The organism is Acidovorax sp. GW821-FHT10A04 (genome assembly GCF_059415825.1).
The window spans coordinates 799,480-826,477 of sequence record NZ_JBWKNZ010000001.1; the positions used below are offsets into that span (position 1 = coordinate 799,480).

General features: G+C 67.5%; 21 protein-coding genes. 12 read left to right on the plus strand and 9 right to left on the minus strand.

Translation table 11 applies throughout. The features are described from left to right. Window positions 1–223 precede the first annotated feature (223 nt). Genes AC07PF_RS03650 through AC07PF_RS03660 form a run of 3 tightly spaced genes read right to left on the minus strand, consistent with a single transcriptional unit; the run spans window position 224 to window position 4,106 of the window. Complete coding sequence (locus tag AC07PF_RS03650; protein WP_494610920.1) at window positions 224–2,575, minus strand: putative bifunctional diguanylate cyclase/phosphodiesterase; 2,352 nt, start codon at window positions 2,573–2,575, stop codon at window positions 224–226. Further along, the gene (locus AC07PF_RS03655; protein ID WP_494610921.1) at window positions 2,572–3,210 is read right to left on the minus strand and encodes a methylamine utilization protein; all 639 of its coding nucleotides are present in this window, start codon (window positions 3,208–3,210) and stop codon (window positions 2,572–2,574) included. The genes AC07PF_RS03650 and AC07PF_RS03655 overlap by 4 nt, the downstream gene beginning before the upstream one ends. Next, complete coding sequence (locus AC07PF_RS03660; RefSeq protein ID WP_494609245.1) at window positions 3,207–4,106, minus strand: DUF4394 domain-containing protein; 900 nt, start codon at window positions 4,104–4,106, stop codon at window positions 3,207–3,209. Before AC07PF_RS03660 ends, AC07PF_RS03655 begins: the two co-directional genes overlap by 4 nt. Before the next feature lie 390 nt (window positions 4,107–4,496). On the opposite strand from AC07PF_RS03660, the gene AC07PF_RS03665 reads away from it, so the two are divergent. Further along, window positions 4,497–6,188, plus strand: a complete 1,692-nt coding sequence (locus tag AC07PF_RS03665; RefSeq protein WP_494610922.1) for a methyl-accepting chemotaxis protein — start codon at window positions 4,497–4,499, stop codon at window positions 6,186–6,188. Between the two features lie 22 nt (window positions 6,189–6,210). Here AC07PF_RS03665 and AC07PF_RS03670 read toward each other — a convergent pair whose 3' ends face one another. Beyond that, window positions 6,211–6,960 carry a Crp/Fnr family transcriptional regulator gene (locus AC07PF_RS03670; RefSeq protein WP_007854351.1) on the minus strand — a complete coding sequence of 250 codons (750 nt, stop codon included), beginning with the start codon at window positions 6,958–6,960 and terminating at the stop codon, window positions 6,211–6,213. 155 nt (window positions 6,961–7,115) lie between these two features. Between AC07PF_RS03670 and AC07PF_RS03675 the strand changes: the two genes are divergently transcribed. Continuing rightward, a complete protein-coding gene (locus tag AC07PF_RS03675; RefSeq protein WP_494610924.1) occupies window positions 7,116–8,285 on the plus strand; it encodes an ABC transporter substrate-binding protein in 1,170 nt (389 codons plus the stop codon). A 17-nt stretch (window positions 8,286–8,302) separates the two neighbouring features. Here the strand turns inward: AC07PF_RS03675 and AC07PF_RS03680 are convergent, their stop codons facing one another. Both AC07PF_RS03680 and AC07PF_RS03685 read right to left on the minus strand, forming a co-directional pair. Beyond that, on the minus strand, window positions 8,303–9,076 hold the full coding sequence (locus AC07PF_RS03680) for a general secretion pathway protein GspB (protein WP_494609242.1): 774 nt from the start codon (window positions 9,074–9,076) through the stop codon (window positions 8,303–8,305). 5 nt (window positions 9,077–9,081) lie between these two features. After that, entirely contained in the window at window positions 9,082–10,845 is a 1,764-nt protein-coding gene (locus tag AC07PF_RS03685; RefSeq protein WP_494610925.1) for an ExeA family protein, read from the minus strand. Between the two features lie 233 nt (window positions 10,846–11,078). On the opposite strand from AC07PF_RS03685, the gene AC07PF_RS03690 reads away from it, so the two are divergent. The 9 genes from AC07PF_RS03690 to AC07PF_RS03730 all read left to right on the plus strand — a co-directional run bounded on the left by AC07PF_RS03690 (window position 11,079) and on the right by AC07PF_RS03730 (window position 22,235). Further along, the gene (locus tag AC07PF_RS03690) at window positions 11,079–13,025 is read left to right on the plus strand and encodes an AMP-dependent synthetase/ligase (protein WP_494610926.1); all 1,947 of its coding nucleotides are present in this window, start codon (window positions 11,079–11,081) and stop codon (window positions 13,023–13,025) included. Between the two features lie 38 nt (window positions 13,026–13,063). Continuing rightward, entirely contained in the window at window positions 13,064–13,849 is a 786-nt protein-coding gene (locus AC07PF_RS03695) for an ABC transporter ATP-binding protein (protein WP_035203413.1), read from the plus strand. Between the two features lie 21 nt (window positions 13,850–13,870). Continuing rightward, window positions 13,871–14,800 (plus strand): branched-chain amino acid ABC transporter permease, encoded by a 930-nt coding sequence (locus AC07PF_RS03700; protein ID WP_007854336.1) that lies wholly within the window; start codon window positions 13,871–13,873, stop codon window positions 14,798–14,800. A 25-nt stretch (window positions 14,801–14,825) separates the two neighbouring features. Further along, on the plus strand, window positions 14,826–15,902 hold the full coding sequence (locus AC07PF_RS03705; RefSeq protein ID WP_007854332.1) for a branched-chain amino acid ABC transporter permease: 1,077 nt from the start codon (window positions 14,826–14,828) through the stop codon (window positions 15,900–15,902). Between the two features lie 122 nt (window positions 15,903–16,024). Next, window positions 16,025–17,353, plus strand: a complete 1,329-nt coding sequence (locus AC07PF_RS03710; protein WP_007854329.1) for an ABC transporter substrate-binding protein — start codon at window positions 16,025–16,027, stop codon at window positions 17,351–17,353. A gap of 138 nt (window positions 17,354–17,491) precedes the next feature. Beyond that, the gene (locus AC07PF_RS03715) at window positions 17,492–18,304 is read left to right on the plus strand and encodes an ABC transporter ATP-binding protein (protein ID WP_007854326.1); all 813 of its coding nucleotides are present in this window, start codon (window positions 17,492–17,494) and stop codon (window positions 18,302–18,304) included. Between the two features lie 36 nt (window positions 18,305–18,340). Further along, window positions 18,341–19,591 (plus strand): phenylacetate--CoA ligase family protein, encoded by a 1,251-nt coding sequence (locus AC07PF_RS03720; RefSeq protein WP_007854323.1) that lies wholly within the window; start codon window positions 18,341–18,343, stop codon window positions 19,589–19,591. A gap of 342 nt (window positions 19,592–19,933) precedes the next feature. After that, window positions 19,934–20,920 (plus strand): tripartite tricarboxylate transporter substrate-binding protein, encoded by a 987-nt coding sequence (locus AC07PF_RS03725; RefSeq protein ID WP_007854321.1) that lies wholly within the window; start codon window positions 19,934–19,936, stop codon window positions 20,918–20,920. 205 nt (window positions 20,921–21,125) lie between these two features. Further along, window positions 21,126–22,235: a Bug family tripartite tricarboxylate transporter substrate binding protein gene (locus tag AC07PF_RS03730; RefSeq protein WP_494610927.1), complete on the plus strand. Its 1,110-nt coding sequence runs from the start codon at window positions 21,126–21,128 to the stop codon at window positions 22,233–22,235. Window positions 22,236–22,255: 20 nt separating this feature from the next. On the opposite strand, the gene AC07PF_RS03735 is transcribed toward AC07PF_RS03730, so the two are convergent. Genes AC07PF_RS03735 through AC07PF_RS03745 form a run of 3 tightly spaced genes read right to left on the minus strand, consistent with a single transcriptional unit; the run spans window position 22,256 to window position 24,519 of the window. Further along, window positions 22,256–22,864 (minus strand): GyrI-like domain-containing protein, encoded by a 609-nt coding sequence (locus tag AC07PF_RS03735; protein ID WP_494610928.1) that lies wholly within the window; start codon window positions 22,862–22,864, stop codon window positions 22,256–22,258. A 30-nt stretch (window positions 22,865–22,894) separates the two neighbouring features. Next, entirely contained in the window at window positions 22,895–23,221 is a 327-nt protein-coding gene (locus AC07PF_RS03740; RefSeq protein ID WP_494610929.1) for a DUF1840 domain-containing protein, read from the minus strand. 17 nt (window positions 23,222–23,238) lie between these two features. Next, complete coding sequence (locus AC07PF_RS03745; protein ID WP_494609234.1) at window positions 23,239–24,519, minus strand: class I SAM-dependent methyltransferase; 1,281 nt, start codon at window positions 24,517–24,519, stop codon at window positions 23,239–23,241. A 124-nt stretch (window positions 24,520–24,643) separates the two neighbouring features. On the opposite strand from AC07PF_RS03745, the gene AC07PF_RS03750 reads away from it, so the two are divergent. Further along, window positions 24,644–26,995, plus strand: a complete 2,352-nt coding sequence (locus AC07PF_RS03750; RefSeq protein ID WP_494610930.1) for a bifunctional salicylyl-CoA 5-hydroxylase/oxidoreductase — start codon at window positions 24,644–24,646, stop codon at window positions 26,993–26,995. The last annotated feature ends 3 nt before the right edge of the window (window positions 26,996–26,998 follow it).

The following is a 26,998-nucleotide window of genomic DNA, read 5'->3' on the forward strand; positions in this document are numbered from 1 at the left end:
TGCAGCAGGTGCCGAAGCGCGCGGCGTGGCCGATGCGGGTGGCGAAGAAGCAGGCGGCGCGGCGGGGCGGCGCAACACGGCGCGCCGGGGTGGCTGGTCACCGGGCTCGGCGGCCGGGGCGGCGGGGGGACGGGAAGAAGGCATTGCCCGTATTTTCACCCCTGCGCGACCGTTTGGGCGCATGGCCGCACAAAGCAGGCGCCGAACAGCGGCCCCGGGCCCCTCACGGGGCGGTGGCGGCGATCTGGCGGGACTGCCAGGCCAGGAAATCCTCGACCCCCAGCGGTCGGCTGATGTGGTAGCCCTGCGCCTCGTCGCAGGACAGGGCACGCAACCGGTCGAGGATGGCCAGGTTCTCCACCCCCTCGGCCACCACCGTGAGGCCCAGGTTGTGGGCCAGGTCGATGGTGGAGCGCACGATCATCGCGTCGTCCTCACCCGCCTCCATGCCCATCACGAAGGACTTGTCGATCTTGAGCTCGTCCACCGGCAGGCGCTTGAGGTAGGCCAGCGACGAATAGCCGGTGCCGAAATCGTCGATGGAGAGCTTGAAGCCCTGCTCGGACAGGCGGTTGAGCATGGCCTCGGCACGCAGCGGGTCGTCCATGATGGCGCTCTCGGTGATCTCCAGGCAGAAGGCGCTGGCCTGCACGCCATGGCGCGTGAGGATGGCGCCCAGCCGGGTGTGCAGCTCCGGATCGAGCAGGTCGCGCGTGGACAGGTTGACCGAGATGCGCAGCGGCAGGTCGGCCGTGCGCGGATCGGCCAGCAGGCGCGCCACCTCCTCGAACATCCACAGCGTGAGCTGGCGCACGAAGCCCGTCTGCTCGGCAAACGGAATGAAGTCCATGGGCGGCACCAGGCCGCGCTGGGGATGCTGCCAGCGCACCAGGGCCTCGGCCGCGAGCCCCCCCTGCCCGTGCAGCGGCACCTTGGGCTGCAGGTACAGGCGCAGTTCGTCGTGCTCCACGGCACGGCGCAGCTCGGTCAGCAGCGACAGGGTCTGGGTGCTGGCCGAGTCGAACGAAGCGTCGTAGCGCAGCGCGCCACTGAGCTTGCGCTTGGCGGCGTACATCGCGATCTCGGAGCGGCTGAGCAGCGTGTCGGCATCCTCCGCATCCGCGGGCCAGCAGGCGAAGCCCATGCCGGCGCTCAGGTCCACCGTCTGGTCCTCGAAGGCCAGCGGCTCTTCGAACGACTGGTTGATACGCTGGGCCACGGCCTGCGCGCCCTTGGCGTCGGTGCGCAGCAGCAGCATGGCGAACTCGTTGCCGCCGAGCCGAGCCACCATGTCGCTGTCGCCCGTCACCTGCTCCTTGAGGCGTTCGGCCACGGCCTGCAGCAGGCGGTCGCCGAAGGCATAGCCGAGCACGTCGTTCACATGCTTGAAACGGTCCAGGTCGAGCGTGAGCACCGTCAGGGGCCGCAGCGCGTCGCCCACCTGGGCATCGATGGCGTGCACCACAGCTTCGCGAAAGCGTTCCCGGTTGGGCAGGCCGGTGAGCCGGTCCCAGTAGGCCAGGCGGCGGATCTCGGCCTGCTGGCTGCCGATATCGAGGCGCATGCGGTCGAAGGAGCGGGCCAGGTTGCCGATCTCGTCCTTGCGCCCGGTATGCGAGAGCGGCACCCCGTATTCGCCGCGCGACAGGCGCTGGGTGGCCGCCAGCAGGGAGCGCAGGGGCGTGGTCAGGCGCGTGGCCACCAGCCCGGTGCCGGCTGCAAACAACAGCACGCCCGCGATGGTGATGATGGCCAGCAGCACCTGCAGCTGCTGGTACGGCGCCACCACCTCGTCCACCGAGCGCAGCAGCAGCGTCTTCACCTCGTTGCCCGCGTTGCCCAGGGGGGCCTCGCGCACCAGCAGCGTCCCCTCGGCAGTCTTGAGCTCTGCCAGCGGCAGGCCCTGGCGGTGCAGGCTGGCCAGCGCCGGTGCCGACAGCGTGGTCACGGGCACCGACACGCTGCCATCTGCCGCCTTGACCACCACGGCCACCTGCACCGACAGCAGGCGCCGCATTTCTTCGGCCAGCGGCTGGCCGATGGGAAAGCCCATCAGCACCCAGCCGATGACCACCGGCGCCCGCATCGGCACCATCACGAACTGGTAGGGCACGCCCGCCATCATGGCCACCTGGCTGCCCTGCGGCTGGGCCGCAAGGGGCGGCACTACCTGGCGCAGCGTGGCGGGAAAGTCCAGCATGTCGTCCGACAGGCTGGCCGCGCGCAACTCCAGGTTGGTGCCCAGCAGCGCGGTCACGGCCGCGCCGATGCGGCTGCCATGGTTCTCCAGCACCGACTGGATGGTCTCCTCGTCATCCGAATTGATGGCCGAGCGAAAGCCGTAGTCGGCCGCCAGCAGGGCCGACCCCTGGCGCAGCTTGTCCGCATTCTGGTCCAGCAGGCGCCGCCAGACGTTCTCGTCGGTGTCGAGGGCGCGGGCGATCTGGCTGCGCGCATTGCGCTCGATGCTGGCGCGCACCACCGCAAAGCCGGCCGCCTGCACGATGAGCAGCAGCAGCAAGGAGATGCCCACCAGCCTCAGGATGAGACTGCGCCGCAGCAGGGACAGGTTCAAGGCTGCAGCCCCGCCATGCGCACCGAGGCACTGGCCACGCCGGTGGATGGCACGGTCAGCGCCTGCTCCAGGGCCGGGGCACCCACCGGCAGCCGGTTGTGCCAGGCCCTGAGCTTGTAGCTGCCCGCAGGCACGTTGTCGAGCAGGACCCTGCCGGTTGCGGACGAACTGGCGTAGTAGGGCGTGTCCACCACCAGGATCCAGCCGGTCATCTGGTCATGGATGTTGCAGCCCAGCACCACCACGCCGGCCTGGTCGAAGAGCACCGGCTTGCTTGGTGTACCCGTGTAGAGCTTGAGCTCGAACTTCTTGGTGGGCGAAAAGGAGTAGACGTGGTGGCGCACCGTGTCGCGGTTGGGGAACAGCACCTCGGTCCCCACGGGGATCACCATCATCACCGGTGCGAACTGGCGCTTTTCCTGCGCCATCTCCACGCCGGGCTGGGGTTTGACGAGGCGCTTGGCCTCGGCCGATTCGAGGAACACCACGGCATCGGCCAGGGGCTTGCCCGCCGCGTCGGTCAGGTCCACCTGCACGGAGGCGGCCTGCGCCAGGCCCGCCATGGTCGCCATCCAGCCCACCAGCACACATCCGTGCACCAGCAGCCGTTGCGCCAGGACGGGCCGCGTGTTCATGGTTCTATGGCCATTCCCGCCAAGGCCGCCCCGCTGCCGATCACGCCCAGCGAGATGGCGCGGCCGGACGCGAGGTCCACCTTGTACAGGCGCGAGCGCGGATCGCCGGCCGTGCGTGCGGCCAGCAAGGCCACATTGCCCACGTCGGAGATGTCGAAGGAGGCGTCGGACAACGGCCCCAGGCCGAGGGAACCCACGGTGCGCAGCTGGCCGGTGTTGGGCGACACCACGGGCGTGGCGCCTTCGCGCGAGCCCTGCATCACCAGCGCACCGCGGGCGCGGTCGATGGCGTAGTTGGTGGTGATCTTGCTGTCCTGCGGGTTGTAGGTGTAGCCGGCTGCCACCACGTCGGGTACGCGGCCGGCGTTCACGTCACCGGCCACGTAGTGCAGCACCGGATCGGGCTGTACGCCCGGCTGGGCGGGGTCGCCATCGACCAGGGCACCCGTGTCGGGGTGCAGGCGCAGGTTGAGCCCCGAGGACGACACCACGCGGATGCGGTCCGCCGCCGGGTTGAAATCGAAGCCGAAGGATGCGCCCGTGAGCGACACCGCCGCGGGCGCGGTGCCCACCGCCGTCAAGGCACCGCTGGAGATGTCGAGCGTGTACAGGCGCCCCGCCTGCGACAGGGCATACAGCACGCCCTTGGCCACGCGAAAGTCCACGCCGATCAGCCGTTCGCCCGAGGCCAGGCCCGTCACGCGCCGGCGTTCGAGGACGGTGTCGGGCCGGCGCGCATCGAACACGATGAGTTCGTGGTCGGCCGTCACCGCCACGAGGCGTTCGCGGCGCTCGGATGCGTCGGGCATCGGACCGCCGGTACATGCGGCCAGGCCCATGAGCACCAGCGTGCCCAGGACACCATGCAAACGAAAGGAGGTGTGGAAGCGGCTCATGGAGCATCCTTTGCAGAAACTGTAACGGGTTTATACCCGATAGACCCCGGGCGTGGCGTATTACAGTGGCCATGCATTGTCTTTGCAATCATCAAAAAAGATAGCAGCCACACCAGGGGACATATGTAACAGCGGGCGCTTTCATGCCGGCGGGCATGCCGATGCCTGCGGCGATGACCGCGCCCCCCGCCGATCCTGGGAGGAGCCTCCTGTTTGTAACAGTTTCATGCCGGTGGTGCATGGGACCATCCTGAAGCCTCATAACATTTTGTGACATTTATCCCTACACTGTGGGCGCCCCTGGCGCCACCAGCGTTGCAGGCCAATCGCCTGTCCGGGCACCGTTATTGCTTCGTGCCACCCCATCGAATTCAACAGCCAAGGACCTCCATGCCGGCCGCCTCGTCCCTCAAATCGTTATCGATCTCCAGCCGCCTGGGCCTGGGTTTCGGCTGCCTGCTTGTCTTGTTGATCGCGGTGGCGGCCGTGGGTCAGCTCTCGGTCGGCAAGCTGCACGAGCACCTGCTGCAGGTCACCGGCACCGGCGCCACCAAGACCCGGCTGGTCAATGAAATGCTGGACAGCGTGAGCGCCATCGGCATCCAGAGCCGCTCGGCCGCCATGCTCAACGAGATCGATCCCAAGCAGGCACGCGACCAGATCAAGAACGCCGAGAAGTCCCTGCAGGGCTATGCCCGCCAGGAAGCCAGCCTGGCCGACCTGCTCAAGGCCGACGGCACGAGCGAGGCAGAACGCAAGCTGCTGGGCGAGGTGCAGGAGCTCGGCCGCAAGAGCCGCCCCGAGCTCGATGCCGCGATGAAGGCCGCCGACGATGGCGATACCGTGAGCGCCACGCTGAACCTCATGACCAAGGTCGCCCCGCTGGAAGCCGCCTGGCGCAGCAAGCTGGCCGAGCTGATTGAGCTGCAGAACACCTTGAACAGCCAGGCCACGGCCTCGGCCGAGGTCACGCAGAGCCGGGCGCGCTGGACGGGTGGTGCGCTGGTGCTGCTGGCCATCGGCCTGGGCGCGCTCATCGCCTGGCGCATCACCAGCAGCATCACCGCACCCATCGGCCGCGCGGTGGTGGTGGCCGAGCGCATCGCGCGCGGGGACCTCACCTCGCAGGTGGAGGTGCGCATCCACGACGAGACCGGGCGCCTGCTCGAAGCCATTGCCGCCATGCAGGACCGCCTGCGCAGCCTGGTGGGCGACATCGGCGGTACGGCGGAATCCATCCTCGTGGCCAGCTCCGAAGTCGCCTCGGGCAACCTCGACCTGAGCCAGCGCACCGAGCAGACCTCGCACAACCTGCAGGGCGCCGCCAATGCCCTGGCCGACCTGACAGGCACCGTGTCGCAAAGCGCCGACGCCGCGCGCCAGGCCAACCAGTTGGCCTCCTCGGCGTCGGACGCGGCCACGCGCGGCGGCGAAGTGGTCTCCCAGGTGGTGCGTACCATGGACACCATCAGCGGCAGTTCGCGCAAGATCGCCGACATCACCAGCGTGATCGACGGCATCGCCTTCCAGACCAACATCCTGGCGCTGAATGCGGCGGTGGAAGCCGCCCGCGCGGGCGAGCAGGGCCGCGGTTTCGCCGTGGTGGCCAGCGAGGTGCGCAACCTGGCCGGCCGTGCCGCCCAGGCGGCCAAGGAAATCAAAACCTTGATCGGTGCCAGCGTGGAGCATGTGCAGGAGGGCAGCACCCTCGTGAACCATGCGGGCAAGACCATCGAGGAACTCGTGACCTCCGTGCGCCGCGTGTCGGACATCATGGGCGAGATCACCGCCGCCACGCAGGAGCAGAGCCAGCGCATCGGTGAGGTCAGCCAGTCCGTAGGCGCGCTCGAAGAGATGACGCAGCAGAACGCCGCCCTGGTGGAAGAAGGTGCCGCAGCCGCCGACAGCCTCAAGGAACAGGCCGGGCGCCTCACCCAGATGGTGCACACCTTCCGCCTGCGCCGCGACCGCACCGACGACCGCGAATGGCAGGGTGCGCCCGAGGCCTTGGCGGCAGTCCCCGCGCCGCCCCCCAAGGTGGGCCAGCGCAAGGCTGGCGTTCCCGCCCTGCCGCGCGGCTGAAAGGCACGGCTGACCGGCGCGGCTACGCAGCGTCGGCAGCGGCGGTGCGCGGCTCTGCCAGCCGCTGGAAGATGCTCGACTGCAGCGCGGCCAGGTCCAGCACGCGCAGGCCGCCGTATTCCACGCGGATGGCCCCTTCCACTTCCAGCGCCGCCAGTGCCTCGTTCACACGCTGGCGCGACAGCCCCACCAGGTAGGCCAGCTCCTGCTGGGTGATGCGCAGCACCTCGCCCACGCCAGGGTAGAGCACGGGGTTGAACAGCGAGGCCAGGCTGCGCGCCACGCGCACATCGGGGTTGTTCAGCCGGTCGATCTCGCGCGCGGCGATGAACTGGCCCAGGCGCTCGTTGAGCTGGTTCATCACGAAGCGATTGAAGCCGATGGAGTGGTCCAGCAGCCAGTGGAAGGTGTCGATCGGCAGGCCGGCCACGACGCTCTTGCGCAGCGCCTGGATGTTGTAGCGGTAGGGCTCGCGCTTCATGGCCGTTCCCTCGCCGAACCAGCCGCCGGGTGGCACGCCGGTGTAGGTCATGGTCTGGCCCTGCGCGTTGTCGCTGCTCATCTTGAGCAAGCCTTCCACCACGCCGAACCAGTAGGTCACGGGCCGGCCCACACGGCACACGTAGTCGCCGGGCGCCGCGTCACCCACCAGCAACGCCGCCTCGGCGCGCTCGCGCTCTGCGGGCTGCAACTGTGTCAGCCAGGGGATGTTGGCCAGCTCGGCCGGCGTGGGCAGGCGCCGGCGCTGGTGCAGTGACAGATCCTGGTTCATGGAACTCGGTGGCGGGAACAGGGGCGGCTGGATGCGTGCGGGAATACCACGATCCGAATTGTCGCCGCAACGATAGATTTTCGCCAATCGGCTGCGGATGATGGGCGTCCGAGGGGACCCGAACCCCCATTCCAAGAGCACGGAGACATCACGACATGACGACAGGCGGTATCCACCTCCCCAAGCCGGCGCTTCGCCGGCGCACCCTGCTGAGCAGCGCCATCGCCCTGCCCCTGGCCCACTGGGGCAGCAGCAGCGCCCTGGCACAGGACGGGCCGATCCGCATCGGCCAGTCCACCGCCCTCACGGGGCCGCTGGGCGACCTCGGATCGGCCATGCACCAGGGCGCCAAGGCGGCGTTTGCCGGCATCAATGCCAGGGGCGGCGTGCATGGCCGCAGCATCGAACTGACCACGCTGGACGACGCCTACGAGGTGCCCAAAGCCCTGGCCAACGTGGACAAGTTCCTGGCCGACCCGGGCAACTTCGCCCTCTTCAACTGCATGGGCACGCCCATGATCGACGCCATGCTGCCCAAGGTGGTCGAAAGCGGCGTCCCCTTCTTCGCCCCCTTCACGGGCGCCCAGCTGAGCCGCACGAAGAACGCGCGCAGCGTGTTCAACATCCGCGCCAGCTACGCTGACGAGGCCGAGAAGCTGGTGCAGCACCTGTCGACCATCGGCATCCAGCGCATCGGCATCGTCTACCAGAACAACTCCTTCGGCAAGGAGGTGTTCAGCGCCGCCGAGCAGTCCATGGGCAAGCTCAAGCTGCCCGCCGCGGTCACCGTGACGGTGGAGAACAATGCCTCCGACGCCGGTGCTGCGGCCGCCAAGCTGGCGGGCGCCGATCTGGAGGCCATCGTCATCGGCCTGGCAGGCAAACCCACGCTGGAGTTCGTGAAGGCCTTTCGCGCACTCAAGCGCGGGGTGACGCTGTATGCGCTGTCGGTCATGGGCACTCCCGCCACGGTGAAGGCGCTCGGTGCCGACGCCACGGGCATGGCCATCTCGCAGGTGGTGCCCCTGCCGTCCAATGTGGTGATGCCAGTGGTGCGCGACTTCCAGGCTGCGTGGAAGGCCTCGGGCGCCACGGCCGAGCCCTCGCACCTGGCGCTCGAAGGCTATCTGAACGCCCGGGTGTTCGCCGAGGCCCTGCAGCGCGCCGGCCGCAACCCGACGCGCACCGCCTTCATCGACGCCACCTGGAACCTCAAGAAATGGGACCTGGGCGGCTTCGAGATCAATGCCAGCACGCCGGACCGCAATGCCTCGCGCTTCGTGGAACTCACGCTGATAGGGCGGGACGGGCGCTTTCTGCGCTAGCAGGCCTTTCAGCCGGGCTACTGCGGCGCCACGGCGTAGCGGTAGCCGCGGAACGACCAGACGGTGCGGCCCTGCTCGATGCGTTCAAGCTTGAGCCCGGGTGCGGCCTGGTCGCCCTCCTGCAGCACCTGGCCATTGACGATGGCCATGCGGTGCGCGGGATTGCTGGAATAGGTCGCGCCCGTGACCTGCAGCACCGGCAGTTGCTCGCGCACCGAAGGGGGCAGCTCGTTCTGCGCGAACACGGGGCTGTTCGCGGCGACCGCCACGGGCGGCGCGGCAGCGGCCGTGGAAGGCCCCGGGTCCCGCTGCGCGGCCTGCGCCTCGCGCGGGCGAACCGCAGCCGAAGGCGCCGCGGACGGCTCCCGCGCCGCTTCGGCGACCCGCTTTTGCGCCACGGGGCGCGGTTCCACCGTGGCCGGTGCGAGGGGGGGGCTGGCCAACGGTGCCGAAGGCACCGGCGCTGGCACCGGCGCAGGGGCGACGGCAGGTGCCGCAGCAACCACCACGGGCGCCGGTGCGGGTACGGGCAGCGCAGGCTTCGGCGGGGCCGTGGCCACCACTGCTGCAGCACCTGGCACATCGGCATGGCGCTGCATGGCCCACCAGGTACCACCTGCGGCGAGGGCGGCCACGGCCACCCCGGCCGCGCCCACCAGCACCAGGTTGGCAGAGCCGGGACGGTCCGCGGGCGCCCCCGGCGTGGGCAGGGCCTGCGTATGGATGCCCGGCACGGCGCCCCGACCCCGCTCGGCTTCAGCGCGCCGCAGCGCATCAAGGATGTAGGACATGGGGATCAGGCTCCGGTGCGCAGGCGCGGTTCTTTCACGCCGGCGGCGCGGTTGAGCAGCATGAGGGTCAGGGGGCCAGCCCGGCCATCGGGCGTCACGCCCTGGGCCAGCTGGAAGCGGTGGATGCGCGACTGCCGCAGCGCAGGCGTCACGGGCCGGCTGCTGGGCCCGGAGCCGCCGGCCGCCTTGGAAGCAAGGCGTGCATCGAGCCAGGCCGCACCCGCCGGGCTCTCGGTGATCTCGCCCTTGTCAGGCATGCCGGGCGGGGCCCGCCACAGGGTGGCCATGTCGCCGCGCCATACCTGCGCCAGGTCGGCCAACGGCACATGCAGCGTGCGGCCACCACTCTCCAGCGTGGCCATGTCGTCGTCCAGGCCGCGCAGCACGGCCGAGACGGCGTTGTCCCCCTCCTCCGAGGGGAACAGCGTGAGCAGCACGGGCCGGTCGATCTGGCGGATCAGGTTCAGCCCCGCACGCCGGTTGCGGTAGCAGCGCAGCCCATCGCGGGGCAGTGTGGCACAGGCATCGGCGCCTTCGGCCACCTTGGCGCCCCAGGCCGAGGCCAGGGCCTGCCAGGCCGCCGCATCACTAGACTGCTGTGCCATCAGGAATTGCTGCAGCCCGGACACCGGGGCCGGCATGCTGCTGGCGGCCGACGTGGCGGCAGATGCGGGCACTGCCTGGGAGGCCACGCCGGCGCTCACGGCCGCCGCCGAGGCCGTGACCGCGGGCGGCCTGGCCACCGGCGCGGAAGCCGCGCGCTGCGGCGCCACGGGGGCCGTGCTCGCAGCCTTCACCGCCGCCGGCGTTTGGGAGGACCGCAGGCCCAGGGCCCACCCCGTGGCGGCCACAATGGCCGCGCCCGCCACCACTCCGGCACCAGCCACGGCCCAGCGCGGCAGGCCGGCCCGACCGGGGCGCGTTGCGGTGGCCGCCGCAGCGGGCACGGGCGCACCGAACACCTCGCGCGCTGCACGCTCGACGATGGCGGTGCTCACCTCGCGCGTGCCAGCCGCATAGGCACCGAGCAGCGCCCGGTCGCACAGCAGGTTGATGCGCCGCGGTATGCCGCGCGAAAGAGCATGCACGCGCCGCAGGGCGCGCCGGCTGAACGGCACCGGGCCGCGCAACCCGGCCACGGCCAGCCGGTGCGCAATGTACTGCTGCGTCTCCTGCGCGCTCAGCGCGTCGAGGTGAAAGCGCGCGATCACGCGCTGCGCCAGTTGCTCCAGCGAGGGTCGCGCGACCATGCTGCGCAACTCGGGCTGGCCGATGAGGATGATCTGCAGCAGCTTGCGCTCGCTGGTCTCCAGGTTGGTCAGCAGGCGCAGCTGCTCGAGCACGTCGGCCTCGAGGTTCTGCGCCTCGTCGATGATGAGCACGTTGTTGCGGCCGCTGGCATGCGCCGCCAGCAGCGACGCGTTGAGCGGGTCGATGCAGTCCTTGATCGTCTCCAGGCCCGGCACCGCAGGCTTGTGCGGCACGCCGAACTCGTCGCAGATCGAGCGCAGCAGCTCACCCACCGTGAGCTTGGGGTTGAAGATGTAGGCCACGTTGCAGTTCTCGGGGATCTGCTCCAGGAAGCAGCGGCACACCGTGGTCTTGCCCGCACCCACCTCGCCCGTGAGCAGCACGAAGCCGCCCCCGGCATCCAGCCCATACAGCAGATGGGCCAGCGCCTCCCGGTGCCGTTCGCTCATGAACAGGTAGCGCGGGTCGGGGGCGATGGAGAACGGCGGGTGCTGGAGACCGAAGAACGGGGCGTACATGCCCGTGAGGATACCGCCCCACCGCGACATGCTCTGCGATACCCCGCCCGCTACCCCCGCAAAACAGCCCTCGGCAGTGCGTCAGGGTTTCACCCGAGGAGTAGTTTCCCGTAAATTGTCGTCGGCAAGACAAGATGGCGTCAAAGTCGGTCCTAGCATTCGTCCCGTACGCAGCCACAAGGCCGCGCTCCCGGCTGTCACCGGGCGGACACCTTTTACTTTTAGGAACCGGAATGAAGACCACGTTCCCACAACTGCTGCTCCAACACGCCGCCGAACGCCCCACGGCTGCGGCCCTGCGCGAAAAAGAATACGGCATCTGGCAGGCCCACAGCTGGGCCGATCTGGCACGGCTGGTGGAGCATGTGGCAGCCGGCCTGCACCAGGCGGGGCTGCAGCGCGGTGAGCACATGGTGGTGATCGGCGCCAACCGCCCTCGCCTGTACGCGACCATGCTGGCCGCGCAGTCCCTGGGTGCCATTCCGGTGCCGCTGTACCAGGACGCCGTGGGTGCCGAGTGCATCTTCCCGCTGAACAATGCCGAGGTGCGCTTTTGCATGGTGGAAGACCAGGAGCAGGTGGACAAGCTGCTCGAGATCCGCGAGCAGTGCCCGCTGATCGCGCGCATCTTCTTCGACGACCCACGCGGCCTGCGCAACTACCAGGAAGAGGGCCTGTCATCCCTGGACGCCTTGATCGAAGCGGGCAAGGCCTTTGCCGCCCAGCACCCGACATGGTTCCGTGACGAAGTCGCCAAGGCGCAACCCGGCGACGTGGCCGCCATGTTCTTCACCTCGGGCACCACCGGCAACCCCAAGGGCGTGGTGCACACGCACAGCACCCTGCTCGACCGCGCCTCGGCCGGTGCCGAGTTCGACAAGCTCACCGGCAGCGAAGAGGTGCTGGCCTACCTGCCCCCGGCCTGGATCGGCCAGAACATCTTCAGCTACTCGCAGTGGCTGGCCTGCGGCTACGTGGTCAATTGCCCCGAGTCGGCCAGCACCGTGACCATCGACCTCAAGGAAGTGGGCCCCACCTACTACTTCGCGCCACCGCGCATCTTCGAAGGCCTGCTCACCAGCGTGATGATCCGCATGGAGGACGCCGGCCGCTTGAAGCGCAAGATGTTCCAGGCCTGCATGTCCGTGGCCCAGCGCGTGGGCCCGGCGCTCATGGACGGCCAGCCCGTGGGCGCCCTCGACCGCATCAAGTACGCCCTCGGGAACCTGCTGGTCTATGGCCCGCTGCGCAACAACCTGGGCTTCTCGCGGGTGCGGGTGGCCTACACGGCGGGCGAAGCCATCGGGCCCGACCTGTTCACCTTCTACCGCTCCATCGGCATCAACCTCAAGCAGCTCTACGGCTCCACCGAGACCGCCGTCTTCGTCTGCCTGCAACCCGACAACCAGGCGCGCGCCGACACCGTGGGCGTGCCCATCCGCGGCGTCGAGATCAAGGTGGCCGACAACGGCGAGATCCTCGTCAAGTCCGCCGGCCTGCTCAAGGAGTACTACAAGAACCCCAAGGCCACGGCCGAGGTGCTCACCGCCGACGGCTGGTACCACACCAGCGACGCCGGCTTTCTCGACGCGCAGGGCCATCTCAAGATCATCGACCGCGTGAAGGACGTGGGCCGCATCAAGGGCGGTGCCAACGATGGCGCCATGTTCGCGCCCAAGTACGTCGAGAACAAGCTCAAGTTCTTCCCGCACATCAAGGAAGTCGTCGCCCTGGGCGACGGCCGCGAGAAGGTCTGCGTGATGGTCAACATCGACTTCGACGCCGTCGGCAACTGGGCCGAGCGCCGCAACCTGCCCTATGCCGGCTACACCGACCTGGCGCAAAAGCCTGAGGTGTACGAACTCATCCGCGAATGCGTGGAGAAGGTCAATGCCGACCTGGCGAGCGACGCGCTGCTGGCCGGCAGCCAGGTCAGCCGCTTCCTGGTGCTGCACAAGGAGCTCGATGCCGACGACGGCGAACTCACGCGCACCAACAAGGTCCGCCGCGGCTTCATCGCCGACAAGTATGGCGTGCTGGTCGAGGCGCTGTACGCCGGGCGCACCGAGCAGTTCATCGAGACCCAGGTCAAGTTCGAGGACGGCCGCACGGGCAGTGTGAGCGCCACGCTCAAGCTGTCGGATACCAAGACCTTTGCCCCCATCAAGGCCGCCGCATGAAACCCGCTCTCTACCCGCCCGAGCAGCAACACCCCACCATGAACCAAAAAAAGATCGGCGACGTCATCCTCGACGTCAAGAACATCAGCCTGCGGTTCGGCGGCGTGAAGGCGCTCACCGACATCTCCTTCAACGTCAAGGAGCACGAGATCCGCGCCATCATCGGGCCCAACGGCGCGGGCAAGAGCTCCATGCTCAACTGCATCAACGGCGTGTACACGCCGCAGGACGGCTCCATCACCTTCCGCGGCAAGACCTTCTCGCACATGAACTCGCGCCAGGTGGCCGAGATGGGCGTGGCGCGCACCTTCCAGAACCTGGCGCTGTTCAAGGGCATGAGCGTCATCGACAACATCATGACCGGGCGCAACCTGAAGATCAAAAGCAACCTGCTGCTGCAGGCGCTGCGCATCGGCCCGGCCGAGCGCGAGGAGATCCGCCACCGCGAGTTCGTCGAGCACATCATCGACTTCCTGGAAATCCAGGCCTACCGCAAGACCCCCGTCGGCCAGTTGCCCTATGGCCTGCAAAAGCGCGTGGACCTGGGCCGCGCCCTGGCCATGGAGCCGCAGGTGCTGCTGCTCGATGAGCCCATGGCCGGCATGAACGTCGAGGAAAAGCAGGACATGTGCCGCTTCATCCTCGACGTGAACGACGAGTTCGGCACCACCATCGTGCTCATCGAGCACGACATGGGCGTGGTGATGGACATCTCCGACCGCGTGGTGGTGCTCGACTACGGCAAGAAGATCGGCGACGGGACCCCCGACGAGGTGCGCAACAACCAGGACGTGATCAGCGCCTACCTGGGCACCTCGCATTGACCGATCAGGAGAACAACAACCATGGCATTCTTTCTTGAAACACTGATCGGCGGCCTCATGGCCGGCATGCTGTACTCGCTGGTGGCACTGGGCTTCGTGCTGATCTACAAGGCCTCGGGCGTCTTCAACTTCGCGCAGGGCGCGATGGTGCTGTTCGCCGCCCTGGCCATGGCGCGCTTTGCCGAATGGATCCCCAAGTGGACCGGCATCGCCAGCCCCGTGGTGGCCACCGTGGCGGCCTTCGTCATCGCCGGCGCCATCATGTTCGTGGTGGCCTGGCTCATCGAGAAGCTGGTGCTGCGCCACCTCGTGAACCAGGAGGGCGCCACCTTGCTCATGGCCACGCTCGGGATCACCTACTTCCTCGAAGGCCTGGGCCAGACGATGTTCGGCAGCGACATCTACAAGATCGACATCGGCATGCCCAAGGACCCGGTGTTCCTGCTCGAATCCATGTTCCAGGGCGGCGTGCTGGTCAACAAGGAAGACGTGATCGCCGCCGGCATCGCCGCCGCGCTGGTGGTGCTGCTCAGCGTGTTCTTCCAGAAGACCTCCACCGGCCGCGCCCTGCGCGCCGTGGCCGACGACCACCAGGCCGCCCAGTCGATCGGCATTCCGCTCAATCGCATCTGGGTGATCGTGTGGTGCGTGGCCGGCGTCGTGGCCCTGGTGGCCGGGATGATCTGGGGCTCCAAGCTCGGTGTGCAGTTCTCGCTGACCACGGTGGCCCTGCGCGCCCTGCCCGTGGTGATCCTCGGCGGCCTGACCTCGGTGCCCGGCGCCATCATCGGCGGGCTCATCATCGGCGTGGGCGAGAAGCTCTCCGAGGTGTATCTGGGCCCGTATGTGGGCGGGGGTATCGAGATCTGGTTCGCGTATGTGCTGGCGCTGGTGTTTCTTCTCTTCAGGCCGCAAGGCTTGTTCGGAGAAAAAATCATTGATCGCGTGTAACCCATAAGAACAACAGGAGACTTTCATGCTCTACCGCGAAAACGGCCAGTTCAAGACCAGCTACCGCGCCGACCAGCAGATCTTCCCGATCGCGCAGGACCGCATCGCCATCGGCCTCATCCTGGCCGTGGCCTTCATCGCCGTGCCCATGCTGGCCAGCGACTACCTCTTCCGCGCCATCCTCATACCCTTCGTCATCATGGCGCTGGCGGCCCTGGGGGTGAACATCCTCGTCGGCTACTGCGGGCAGATCTCGCTGGGCTCGGGCGCCTTCATGGCCGTAGGGGCCTACGGGGCCTACAACTTCTTCGTGCGCATCCCCGGCATGCCGCTGATTCCCACGCTGATCCTCGGCGGCCTGTGTGCCACGTTCTTCGGCATCCTGTTCGGGCTGCCCAGCCTGCGCGTCAAGGGCCTGTACCTGGCGGTGGCGACGCTGGCGGCGCAGTTCTTCAGCGACTGGATGTTCCTGCGCATCAAGTGGTTCACCAACAACTCCGATTCGGGCTCGGTCTCGGTGAACAGCCTGCAGGTCTTCGGCATGCCCATCGAAAGCGCCACCAGCAAGTACATCTTCTGCCTGGCGGTGCTGGTGGTGGTCGCGCTGCTGGCCAAGAACCTGGTGCGCGGCGCCATCGGCCGCGAATGGATGGCCATCCGCGACATGGACGTGGCAGCCGCCGTGATCGGCATCCGCCCGATGTACGCCAAGCTCAGCGCCTTCGCCGTCAGCTCCTTCATCATCGGCATGGCCGGTGCGCTGTGGGCCTTCGTGCACCTGGGTGCCTGGGAGCCGGCGGCCTTCTCGGTGGAGATCTCGTTTCGGCTGCTGTTCATGGTGATCATCGGCGGCCTGGGTTCCATCATGGGTGGCTTCTTCGGTGCGGCCTTCATCGTGGTGCTGCCCATTGTGCTCAACCAGTTCCTGCCGGCCTTGCTGGGCCTGTTCGGCATCACCATCTCCACGGCCGGCGTGTCGCACGCCGAGCTGATGATCTTCGGCGCGCTCATCGTGTGGTTCCTGATCGTGGAGCCCCATGGCCTGGCCAAGCTCTGGTCCACGGGCAAGCAGAAGCTGCGGCTGTGGCCCTTCCCGCACTGAGGACCGCGTCCGGCCCGCCCCCTCAGGAAACCCCTTACACGCAAGTCCTCATACCCTCTTTCCGCGTTGCCGTTAACTTGGTTTTTCCCGTGCTTCAACATATTCATCCAAAGGAGACATCCATGAAGCTTTCGAAACTCGTGATCGCCGCCACGGTGGTTGCTGCAGGTGCTTCGTCCATTGCGACGAGCGCCTTCGCGCAAGCCAAGGAGCAGTTCTTCCCGCTGCTGTCCTACCGTACCGGTCCCTACGCGCCCAACGGCGTGCCATGGGCCAACGGCAAGCAGGACTACATCAAGATGATCAACGCCCGGGACGGCGGCATCAACGGCGTGAAGCTCACCTTTGAAGAATGCGAGACCGGCTATGCCACCGACCGAGGCGTGGAATGCTATGAGCGCCTGAAGGGCAAGCCCGGCGTGGCGCTGTTCGACCCGCAGGCCACCGGCATCACCTTTGCGCTGACCGAGAAGGCGCCCGTGGACAAAATCCCGCTGATGACGCTGGGCTACGGCCTGTCGGTGGCGCAGGACGGCCAGGCCTTCAAGTGGAACTTCCCCTTCATGGGCAGCTACTGGACCGGCGCCGACATCCTGATCCAGCACATCGGCAAGGGCGCGGGCGGACTGGACAAGCTCAAGGGCAAGAAGATCGCGCTGGTTTACCACGACAGCCCGTTCGGCAAGGAACCCATCCCGCTGCTGCAGGAGCGCGCCAAGATGCATGGCTTCGAGCTGCAGATGCTGCCCGTGACCGCACCTGGCGTGGAGCAGAAGGCCACCTGGCTGCAGGTGCGCCAGAGCCGTCCCGACTACGTGCTGCTGTGGGGCTGGGGCGTGATGAACTCCACCGCCCTGAAGGAAGCCCAGGCCACGGGCTTCCCGCGCGACAAGCTCTATGGCGTGTGGTGGGCCGGTGCCGAACCCGACGTGCGCGACGTGGGTGAGGGCGCCAAGGGCTACCACGCCCTGGCCTTGAACGGCTACGGCACGCAAAGCAAGGTGATCCAGGACATCCTCAAGCATGTGCACGACAAGAGCCAGGGCACGGGCCCCAAGGACGAAGTGGGCTCGGTGCTGTACACGCGCGGCGTGATCATCCAGATGCTGGCGGTGGAGTCGGTGCGCCGCGCGCAGGAACGCTTCGGCAAGGGCAAGGTCATGACCGGCGAGCAAGTGCGCTGGGGCATGGAGAACCTGGCCCTGGACCAGAAGAAGCTCGACGCCATGGGATTCGGCGGCCTGATGCGCCCCCTGTCCACCAGCTGCGCCGACCACATGGGATCGACCTGGGCGCGCGTGCACTCCTGGGACGGCAGCAAGTGGAATTTCTCGTCCGACTGGTACCAGGCCGATGACCAGATCATCAAGCCCATGGTCAAGGCCGGTGCCGACAAATACCTGGGGGACAAGAAGATGACCCGCCGCGACGCGGCGGATTGCCAGTCCTGATGTGAATGGCGCGCAGGGCACAACGCCCTGCGGCCATCACCACGGTGCGGCTCCACCTGGAGCCGCCAGCCGACAGGCCTGCAGCGGACGCGATGCGTACGCCACCAGGCCTGCCGATTGGTCAACCGGTAACGACACATGGAACAAGCTACAAACATCGTTCTCAACGTCAATGGCATCGAGGTCATCTACAACCACGTGATTCTGGTGCTCAAGGGCGTCTCGCTGCAGGTGCGCGAGGGCAGCATCGTCGCCATCCTCGGGGGCAACGGCGCGGGCAAGACAACCACGCTGCGGGCCGTCTCCAACCTGCTGCAGGGCGAGCGCGGCGCGGTCACCAAGGGCAGCATCGAACTGCGCGGCGAGCGCATCGAGAACCTCTCGCCGGCCGACCTCGTCAAGCGCGGCGTGGTGCAGGTCATGGAAGGCCGCCACTGCTTTGCCCACCTGACCATCGAGGAGAACCTGATGACGGGCTCCTACACCCGCTCCAGCAAGGCCGAGATCGCCGCCAACCTGGAGAAGGTCTACAACTACTTCCCACGCCTGAAGACGCGGCGCACCTCGCAGGCGGCCTACACCTCGGGCGGCGAGCAGCAGATGTGCGCCATCGGCCGTGCGCTGATGGCCAACCCCAGCATGGTGCTGCTCGACGAGCCTTCCATGGGCCTGGCGCCGCAGATCGTGGAAGAGGTGTTCAACATCGTCAAGGACCTGAACACCAAGGAGAAGGTGACCTTCCTGCTGGCTGAGCAGAACACCAACATGGCCCTGAAGTACGCCGACTATGGCTACATCATGGAAAGCGGCCGCGTGGTGATGGACGGGGCCGCCAGCGACCTGGCGAGCAACGAGGACGTCAAGGAGTTCTACCTGGGCGTGGGTGGCGGCGAGCGCAAGAGCTTCAAGGACGTGAAGAGCTACAAGCGGCGCAAGCGCTGGCTTGCTTGACACCACCCTGGCATTGACCGCACCCGAAAGCATTCCATGACCGCAGCCCACTACGACGCTCTTGAAACCCGCGATCCGCACGCACGCGAAGCGGCCCTGCTCGCGGCCCTGCCCGCACAGGTAGCCCATGCCCAGAAGGCCTCGCCCGCCTTCGCCGGCATCCTGGCCGGGGTCGACGCCTCGGCGATCACCAGCCGCGCAGCCCTCGCGCAACTGCCCGTGACGCGCAAGCACGAGCTGCTCGAGCGCCAGCAGGCCGGCCGTGCCGGCAACGTCTTCGGCGGCTTCAGCGCCCTCGGCTTCGGCGCGGCCATGCCGCGCGTGTTTGCCAGCCCCGGCACCATCTATGAACCCGAAGGCACGCGGCGTGACTACTGGCGCATGGCGCGCGCCATCTTCAGCGCCGGCTTTCGCCCCGGCGAGCTGATCCACAACAGCTTCAGCTACCACTTCGTGCCCGCCGGCTCCATGATGGAGACCGGTGCCCACGCCCTGGGCTGCACGGTGTTTGCCGGCGGCACCGGCCAGACCGAGCAGCAGGTGCAGGCCATGGCCGAGCTGCGCCCCGCGGGTTACATCGGCACGCCGAGCTTCCTCAAGCTGATCGTCGAAAAGGCGACGGAGATGGGAGTCCCCCTGCCGACCGTCACCAAGGCGCTGGTCTCGGCCGAAGCCTTCCCGCCCTCGCTGCGCGACTGGTTCGCCGAGCGCGGCATTGCAGGCTACCAGTGCTATGCCACGGCCGATCTGGGACTGATTGCCTACGAGACCAGCGCGCGCGAAGGCCTGGTGCTCGACGAGGGGGTGATCGTGGAGATCGTGCGCCCCGGCACCGGCGACCCCGTGCCCGAGGGCGAGGTCGGCGAACTGGTGGTGACCACCCTGAACCCCGACTACCCGTTGGTGCGCTTTGGCACCGGCGACCTCTCGGCGGTGCTGCCCGGCACCTGCCCCACGGGCCGCACCAACAGCCGCATCAAGGGCTGGATGGGCCGCGCCGACCAGACCACCAAGGTGCGCGGCATGTTCGTGCACCCCGGACAGGTGGCCACCATTGCACGGCGCTTTCCACAGGTGCTGCGTGCGCGCCTGGTGGTCAGTGGCGAGATGGCCAACGACCAGATGCTGCTGCAGGTGGAGACCACCGAGACCGCCGAAGGCCTGGCCCAGCAGCTCGAAAGCGCCATCCGCGAGGTGACCAAGCTGCGCGGCGAGGTGCAGATGGTGCCGCCTGGCAGCCTGCCCAACGACGGACGGGTGATCGAGGACGCGCGCAGTTACCGCTGACGCGGCCGGCTTAATCCATTGGCCTCATGGGGGATTAATGGAGCAATCCATATTCCCCATATATAGGCATATTCTGCAAATATGGAGAAGGCTTGGAGCGTATTTTCCCAGGCCCCTCTCCAAACCCCTGACCCAGGTCAATCCAAGGGAAAACTCTGCCCCTTTTCCGGGCCAGTGTTTACCCTTAAATTGCTATCCCATTGATAGCTGAACATGACGAAATATAGTGCGCTTGAGCCTTCTTTTGCTTAAAGCCACTACCCCCCGCATGGTACGTAATTCCCGCAATACTGGCGAAAGGGTCGCTGGATATCATGGCCCGTCTTTTACAGAGGAGCACTCATGAAAAAACTGATCCAACTCGCCCTTGTCGCCGCAGCGGCAGCGGCCGCCTTCGGCGCCGCAGCCCAGGAATATCCATCCAAGGACAAGACGGTCACCATCGTGGTGCCTTTCGCTGCCGGCGGCCCGACCGACCGCGTGGCGCGTGACCTGGCCGAAGCCCTGCGCAAGCCGCTGGGCGCCAACGTGGTGGTGGACAACACCGCCGGCGCCGGCAGCTCCATCGGTGCCGCCCGCGTCGCCCGCGCCGCACCCGACGGCTACACCCTGCTGCTCAACCACATCGGCATGTCCACCATGCCTGCGCTGTACCGCAAGCTGGCCTTCAGCGTGCCCAACGACTTCGAGTACCTGGGCATGGTCAACGACGTGCCCATGACGCTGATCGCGCGCCCCACCATGGCCGCCAACAACTACAAGGAACTGTCGGCCTGGCTCGCCCAGAACAAGGGCAAGATCAACCTGGGCAATGCCGGACTGGGCTCTGCCTCGCACCTGTGCGGCCTGATGTTCCAGAGCGCCGTGCAGATCGACATGACCCCCGTTCCCTACAAGGGCACGGCACCGGCCATCACCGACCTGATCGGCGGCCAGATCGACCTGCTGTGCGACCAGACCACCAACACCTCGGGACAGATCGAAGCCAAGAAGGTCAAGGCCTACGCCGTGACGACCCAGAAGCGCCTGACCACGCCTTTGCTCAAGGACCTGCCCACCCTGGCCGAGTCGGGCCTGAAGAACTTCGAAGTGACCATCTGGCACGGCCTGTACGGTCCCAAGGGCACGCCACCTGACGTCGCCAAGAAGATCAACGACGCGCTCAAGGTCGCCCTGAAGGACCCCGACTTCATCAAGAAGCAGGAAGGCCTGGGCGCCGTGGTCGTGACCGACAAGCGCGTCGAACCCGCCGAGCACAAGAAGTTCGTGGTGGCCGAGATCGACAAGTGGACTGCCGTGATCAAGGCGGCCGGCACCTACGCCGACTGATCGCCCGGAACCCACGTATTGCGCAAGCCACCACGCCCCCGGGGCCTGGTGGCTTTTTTGCGCCCAGGTGGCCGAGCACCCAGCCTGATTTCCACCAGCCTCGCACGCATTCCACGCCCCCGTCTTCGGGTAATCCATCTGCCCGGAGCGCGCGCGCCCGCGTAGAACTGCAGGCATACACCCGGCTCTTCAAGAAAGCATTTCCATGGCACAGCACGCCCGCAACACCCACCCCGCAATCGCCGCGAAAACCCGCGCCCGCAGCCGCCGCAAGGCCATTGCCATGGCGTTCACCCTGAGCGCGCTGGGGGCGCTGGCCGTGGCCACCGCCAGCGCCTTGCTGCTGCCCCGGTCCGCCCACGCACAGCAACCGGGCGCAGCACCTGCCGGCGGCGCATGGCCCAACAAGCCGGTGCGCATCGTCGTGCCGTTTGCGCCCGGTGGCACCACCGACATCCTGGCCCGCGCGCTCACGCCCGACCTGTCGCGCGTCTTCGGCCAGCAGTTCGTGGTGGACAACCGCGCGGGCGCCGGCGGCAACGTGGGCGCCGAGATCGTGGCCAAGGCCCCGGCCGACGGCTATACCTTGCTCATGGGCACGGTGGGCACGCACGGCATCAACCGCGCGCTGTACGCCAAGCTGCCCTACGACCCGATCAAGGATTTCGCGCCCATCACCCTGGTGGCCGCCGTGCCCAACGTGATGGTGATGAACATGGACAAGGCCAAGTCCCTGGGCATCGCCAATGTGCAGGATTTCATCCGCGCCGCCAAGGCCAACCCCGGCAAGTTCAACATGGCATCGAGCGGCAACGGCACCTCCATCCATCTGGCGGGCGAACTGTTCAAGAGCATGACCGGCACCTTCATGCTGCACCTGCCCTACCGCGGCTCCGGCCCCGCGCTGCTGGACCTGGTGGGCGGCAACGCCGACGTGATGTTCGACAACCTGCCCTCCTCCATGGCCCAGATCAAGGCCGGCAAGCTCACCGCCCTGGCCGTGACCAGCAGCCAGCGCTCCGGCGCGCTGCCCGAAGTGCCCACGGTGGAACAGGCCGGCGGCCCCACGCTCAAGGGCTACGAGGCCAGCTCCTGGTTCGGCCTGCTGGCCCCCGCCGGCACCCCGCCCGACATCGTGAACCGCATCCAGCAGGAAGTCGCCAAGTCCCTGGCCTCGCCCGCGATGAAGGAGCGCCTGATGGCCCAGGGAGCGATCCCCGGCGGCAACACGCCGACCGAGTTCACCCGGCACATCGACGCCGAGCACAAGAAGTGGGCGCAGGTGGTGAAGGCGTCGGGGGCAAAGGTCGATTGACGCGGCCAGGCGCGACACCGTCAGGCCATGGGCTGGCGGATGACCGTCTTCCACTTCTCGGGCGCGGCCTTGCGGATGTCGCTCAGGTAGATCTCATGGTGCTTTCCCGCCCGTGAGGCCCGCGCATCGATGAAGTCGTGGACCCGCTCGATGGTGGGCCCCTCCTCTGTGAAGGGACCGAGGTGCAGCACCTGCGCGCACCGCCCTTCGGCAAACTCCTCCAGGCGCATGCGTTCCACGCCCGGCAGCGCCTTCTTGCGCCGGACCTCTTCCATGGCACGGGCAACGACCTCAGGCGTGGCAAAGGAAGGCTGCATGACCATCATCGTCCACTTCCACCGGGCGCGGTCATTGGCGACGAACGCCGACATGTCATCCGCCCACCACAGGCCTTCCAGCGGCATCACCGCGTAGTCGATGGCCTGCGCGCCCTTCTTGACCATGAACTTGGCGGTGTAGGAGACCGCAAACAAGGCCTCCACGGCCTGCGCATAAGGAATGGAGCCGGTCGGGTCGCCCGCTCCATCGACCATCAGGAACCGGAACGCGGGGACTTCGACCTCGACCACGCTGCGGGCCGATGGCTGGTACAGGTGCTTGAGATCCTTCTTCAGGTCTATCTTGTCCACAGGCTTCCCCGGTTCAGACACAGGCCCTGGTCACACGCCCCAGACCACGTCTGCCTGCTCCGCCGCGCTCTTGCGCAGCATCTCGATGAACGGCGCTGCGCGCTGGCGCAGCTTCACCGTCTCGGCACGGCCACCAGGTTCTTCTTCGCCCTCGGCGTCCTGGCCCTCCTGCACCGGCGGCTGGGCCTCGCTGGCCTTCACCGCCGCCTCGAGCGCTGCAATCGCGCCAGGGATCTGCGCCGCGGTCACGATGCCGTTGGCACCCGGCGTCTTGCCGATGATCTCCAGGATCTGGCGGCCCTGGGGTTCCAGCATGATCAGGTCGGCGGCGGCTTTGGACTTGAATTTGTAGAGCATGGTGTGCAGATGTCCTCTCAAGTGGCAGTGTTCTCTTTGTACATGTAGTCCCGGGTGAACGGGTAGTCCGATTGTGCGCCGGGTGGTCTGCCCCTTGCCGCATCCCCGTCGGGCCTCGTGGCCAGCATCTGGTGCAGGGCCATCCAGCCTCGCTCGAAGCCGAGGGCGCTTCCAGCGAGGTACAGGCGGTACGCACGCAGCACCTTATCGCACTGCGCGTCGCCCCCTTGTGCGGCCAGCACCTCGCGCGCCGCAGGCAACCTTGCCTCCAGCCTGTCGGACCAGGCCCACAGGGTGCGCGCATAGTGCGGGCGCAGGTTCTCGGTGTCCACCATTTCCAGGCCGGCGCGTGCCATGTCCGCCAGCACCACGCTCACGTGCAGCAGTTCGCCGCCAGGAAAGATGTATTCCTCGATGAAGTCACCCATGCCGGCGCCCAGCTGGGTGTTGTCCACCGCACCGGCGGTGATGCCATGGTTGAGCAGCAGGCCGCCCGGCCGCAGCAGGCGGTGCACCGCGGCGAAATAGCGGCCCATCTGCGCGCGCCCCACATGCTCGAACATTCCGACCGAGGCAATCTTGTCGAAGGGCACCGCAGGCTCCAGCTCGCGGTAGTCGCGCAGCTCCATGCGCACGCGGCCCTGCAGGCCGCGTTCTGCAATCAGGCGCTGAACGTGCGCGTGCTGGTGGCGTGAGAGGGTGATGCCCGTGGCGTCCACACCATAGTGCTCGGCCGCCCACAGCAGCAGGCCACCCCAGCCGGCACCGATGTCCAGGAAGCGCTCGCCGGGCGCCAGGCGCAGCTTGCGGCAGATATGGTCGAGCTTGGCCCGCTGCGCCTGGTCCAGGTCCATGCCGGCGCCGCGGTAGTAAGCGCAGGAGTACACGCGCCGCTCGTCCAGCCAGAGCGCATAGAAATCGTCGGACAGGTCGTAGTGGAAACGCACGTGCCGCGCGTCGTGTCCCCGAGTGTGCGCGGCCATGGAACGGGCGCGCGCCAGCGCGCGGTGCCACCAGTGGTGCCGTTGTCCGTGTGCCGGGTCGCGGGTCAGCAGGCCGGCGGCAGCGGCCATCAGGTCGCGCATGCCGCCTTCGATCGCCACGCGGCCCTCGACGATGGCAGCGCCGACGTTGCCGATCTCGCCCGTGGCCAGGGCGACCAGGGCCATGCGGTCCCTGAACCGCAGGATGACGGCAGGCTTGCTGGCGCCCAGTTGCTGGCCTGCCGGCAGCTGGACCGCCATGGGCACGGGCAAGGCCGCCAGCCGCCCTTCCAGGGCGTGCAGCAGGTGCTTCATGCCGGTTATTTTTGGCCTTGTGCTGCAGTGCGTCAACACCCTGTCCCAGCGGAAACCACCGCTCAGGCGTTTTTCCGGGATGGCCCCATTGACAGTATTTTGTTTAAGCCTAAACTATTTTCCCATGAACATACTTTGCATTGGCGGCGGCCCCGCAGGTCTGTATTTCGCCCTGCTCATGAAGCAGCAGAACCCGGCACACCGCGTGACGGTGCTCGAGCGCAACCGACCGTTCGATACCTTCGGCTGGGGCGTGGTGCTCTCGGACCAGACGCTGGCCAACCTGCAGGCGGCAGATGCCGCCACGGCGCGCCAGATCGGCGATGCGTTCAACCACTGGGACGACATCGAGGTGTTCTTCAAGGGGCAGAGCGTGCGCTCGGGCGGCCACGGCTTCTGCGGCATCGGCCGCAAGCGGCTGCTCAACATCCTGCAGGACCGCTGCCTGGCGGTGGGCGTGGAGCTGGTGTTCGAGGCCGACGTGCAGGACGATCAGGAAGCCGCCGCGAAGTACGGCGCCGACCTGGTGATTGCCAGCGATGGCCTGAACAGCCGCATCCGCACCCGCTACGCCGCCACCTACCAGCCCGATATCGACCTGCGCCAGTGCCGTTTCGTGTGGCTGGGCACACACAAAAAGTTCGACGCTTTTACCTTTGCTTTCGAGCAGACGGAGCACGGCTGGTTCCAGGCCCATGCCTACCAGTTCGACGCCGACACCTCCACCTTCATCGTGGAAACGCCCGAGGCGGTGTGGAAGGCCCATGGCCTGGACCAGATGGAGCAGCCCGAGGCGATCGCATTCTGCGAGCGCCTGTTCGGCAAGTACCTCGATGGCAACGCCCTCATCAGCAATGCCACGCACCTGCGCGGCTCGGCCAACTGGATCCGCTTTCCGCGCGTGATCTGCAACACCTGGGTGCACCGCGAGACCATCGCCGGCAAGGCCGTGCCCATCGTGCTGATGGGCGACGCAGCGCACACCGCGCACTTCTCCATCGGCAGCGGCACCAAGCTCGCGCTCGAGGACGCCATCGACCTGGCCAACGAGTTCGCCACCGGACTGCCCATCGCCGAAGTGCTCACGCACTACGAAGCCCGCCGCAGCGTGGAGGTGCTCAAGATCCAGAACGCGGCGCGCAACTCCACCGAGTGGTTCGAGAACGTGACGCGCTACACCGGCATGCAGGTGGAGCAGTTCGCCTACTCGCTGCTCACGCGCAGCCAGCGCATCAGCCATGAGAACCTGCGCCTGCGCGATGCGCAGTGGCTCGAAGGCTACGAGGGCTGGCTGGCGGGCGGCAAGACCGCCGTGCCGCCGATGCTCACGCCATTTACCGTGCGTGGGCTCACGCTCAAGAACCGCATCGTCGTCTCGCCCATGGCCACCTACAGCGCGGTCGACGGCGTGCCGCAGGACTTCTTGCTGGTGCACCTGGGAGCGCGCGCCCTGGGCGGCTCGGCCATGGTGATGGTGGAGATGACCAGCCCCACACCCGAAGGCCGCATCACCCCCGGCTGCACGGGGCTGTGGAACGACGACCAGCAGGCCGCCTTCACGCGCATTGTGCAGTTCGTGCACGGCAGCAGCAGCGCGAAGATCGGCATGCAGCTGGGCCACAGCGGGCCCAAGGGCTCGACCCGCGTGGGCTGGGAGGGCACGGACGAGCCGCTGGAACAGGGCAACTGGCCGCTGCTCGCCGCCAGCCCCCTGGCCTATGGCGAGCAGAACCAGACCCCTGCGGCCATGACCCGCGAGGGCATGGACGCCATGACCGCGGCCTTCACCGCCAGCGCACACCGCGCAGCCGCCTGCGGCTTCGATTGGCTGGAGCTGCACTGCGCGCATGGCTACCTGCTGGCCAGCTTCATCAGCCCCATCACCAACCAGCGCAGCGACGACTACGGCGGCAGCCTGGCCAACCGCTGCCGCTACCCGCTCGAAGTGTTCGCCGCGCTGCGCGCCGTGTGGCCGGTCGACAGGCCCATGAGCGTGCGCATCTCGGCGCACGACTGGGCGCCCGGTGGTACCACGCCTGACGACGCCATCGAGATCGCGCGCCTGTTCAAGGCCGCGGGCTGCGACCTGATCGACGTGTCCTCCGGCCAGACCACGCGCGCCGCCAGGCCCGTCTACGGCCGCATGTACCAGACACCGTTTTCCGACCGCATCCGCAACGAGCTGGGCGTCGCCACCATGGCCGTGGGCGCGATCAGCGAGGCCGACCATGCCAACAGCATCATCGCCGCCGGCCGCGCCGACCTGTGCGCGATCGCGCGCCCGCACCTGGCCGACCCGGCCTGGACGCTGCACGCTGCGGCCCAGCTGAGCCCCGTGGCCGCCGCACACACCGACTGGCCCGTGCAGTACTGGAGCGGCCGGGACCAGATGCTGCGCGAGATCGGCAAGCAAAAGCAGGTGCAGGCCGCGCTGGAAGCGCAGCAAAAGCGCGGCTCCAATGAGGAAGAGGGCTAGGCC

Excerpts from the sequence above, each read along its gene's own strand:
- AC07PF_RS03655 (WP_494610921.1), bottom strand. The coding sequence starts at position 3,210 with ATGAACACGCGGCCCGTCCTGGCGCAACGGCTGCTGGTGCACGGATGT.
- AC07PF_RS03660 (WP_494609245.1), bottom strand. The coding sequence starts at position 4,106 with ATGAGCCGCTTCCACACCTCCTTTCGTTTGCATGGTGTCCTGGGCACG.
- AC07PF_RS03665 (WP_494610922.1), top strand. The coding sequence starts at position 4,497 with ATGCCGGCCGCCTCGTCCCTCAAATCGTTATCGATCTCCAGCCGCCTG.
- AC07PF_RS03670 (WP_007854351.1), bottom strand. The coding sequence starts at position 6,960 with ATGAACCAGGATCTGTCACTGCACCAGCGCCGGCGCCTGCCCACGCCG.
- AC07PF_RS03675 (WP_494610924.1), top strand. The coding sequence starts at position 7,116 with ATGACGACAGGCGGTATCCACCTCCCCAAGCCGGCGCTTCGCCGGCGC.
- AC07PF_RS03680 (WP_494609242.1), bottom strand. The coding sequence starts at position 9,076 with ATGTCCTACATCCTTGATGCGCTGCGGCGCGCTGAAGCCGAGCGGGGT.
- AC07PF_RS03685 (WP_494610925.1), bottom strand. The coding sequence starts at position 10,845 with ATGTACGCCCCGTTCTTCGGTCTCCAGCACCCGCCGTTCTCCATCGCC.
- AC07PF_RS03690 (WP_494610926.1), top strand. The coding sequence starts at position 11,079 with ATGAAGACCACGTTCCCACAACTGCTGCTCCAACACGCCGCCGAACGC.
- AC07PF_RS03695 (WP_035203413.1), top strand. The coding sequence starts at position 13,064 with ATGAACCAAAAAAAGATCGGCGACGTCATCCTCGACGTCAAGAACATC.
- AC07PF_RS03700 (WP_007854336.1), top strand. The coding sequence starts at position 13,871 with ATGGCATTCTTTCTTGAAACACTGATCGGCGGCCTCATGGCCGGCATG.
- AC07PF_RS03705 (WP_007854332.1), top strand. The coding sequence starts at position 14,826 with ATGCTCTACCGCGAAAACGGCCAGTTCAAGACCAGCTACCGCGCCGAC.
- AC07PF_RS03710 (WP_007854329.1), top strand. The coding sequence starts at position 16,025 with ATGAAGCTTTCGAAACTCGTGATCGCCGCCACGGTGGTTGCTGCAGGT.
- AC07PF_RS03715 (WP_007854326.1), top strand. The coding sequence starts at position 17,492 with ATGGAACAAGCTACAAACATCGTTCTCAACGTCAATGGCATCGAGGTC.
- AC07PF_RS03720 (WP_007854323.1), top strand. The coding sequence starts at position 18,341 with ATGACCGCAGCCCACTACGACGCTCTTGAAACCCGCGATCCGCACGCA.
- AC07PF_RS03725 (WP_007854321.1), top strand. The coding sequence starts at position 19,934 with ATGAAAAAACTGATCCAACTCGCCCTTGTCGCCGCAGCGGCAGCGGCC.
- AC07PF_RS03730 (WP_494610927.1), top strand. The coding sequence starts at position 21,126 with ATGGCACAGCACGCCCGCAACACCCACCCCGCAATCGCCGCGAAAACC.
- AC07PF_RS03740 (WP_494610929.1), bottom strand. The coding sequence starts at position 23,221 with ATGCTCTACAAATTCAAGTCCAAAGCCGCCGCCGACCTGATCATGCTG.
- AC07PF_RS03745 (WP_494609234.1), bottom strand. The coding sequence starts at position 24,519 with ATGAAGCACCTGCTGCACGCCCTGGAAGGGCGGCTGGCGGCCTTGCCC.
- AC07PF_RS03750 (WP_494610930.1), top strand. The coding sequence starts at position 24,644 with ATGAACATACTTTGCATTGGCGGCGGCCCCGCAGGTCTGTATTTCGCC.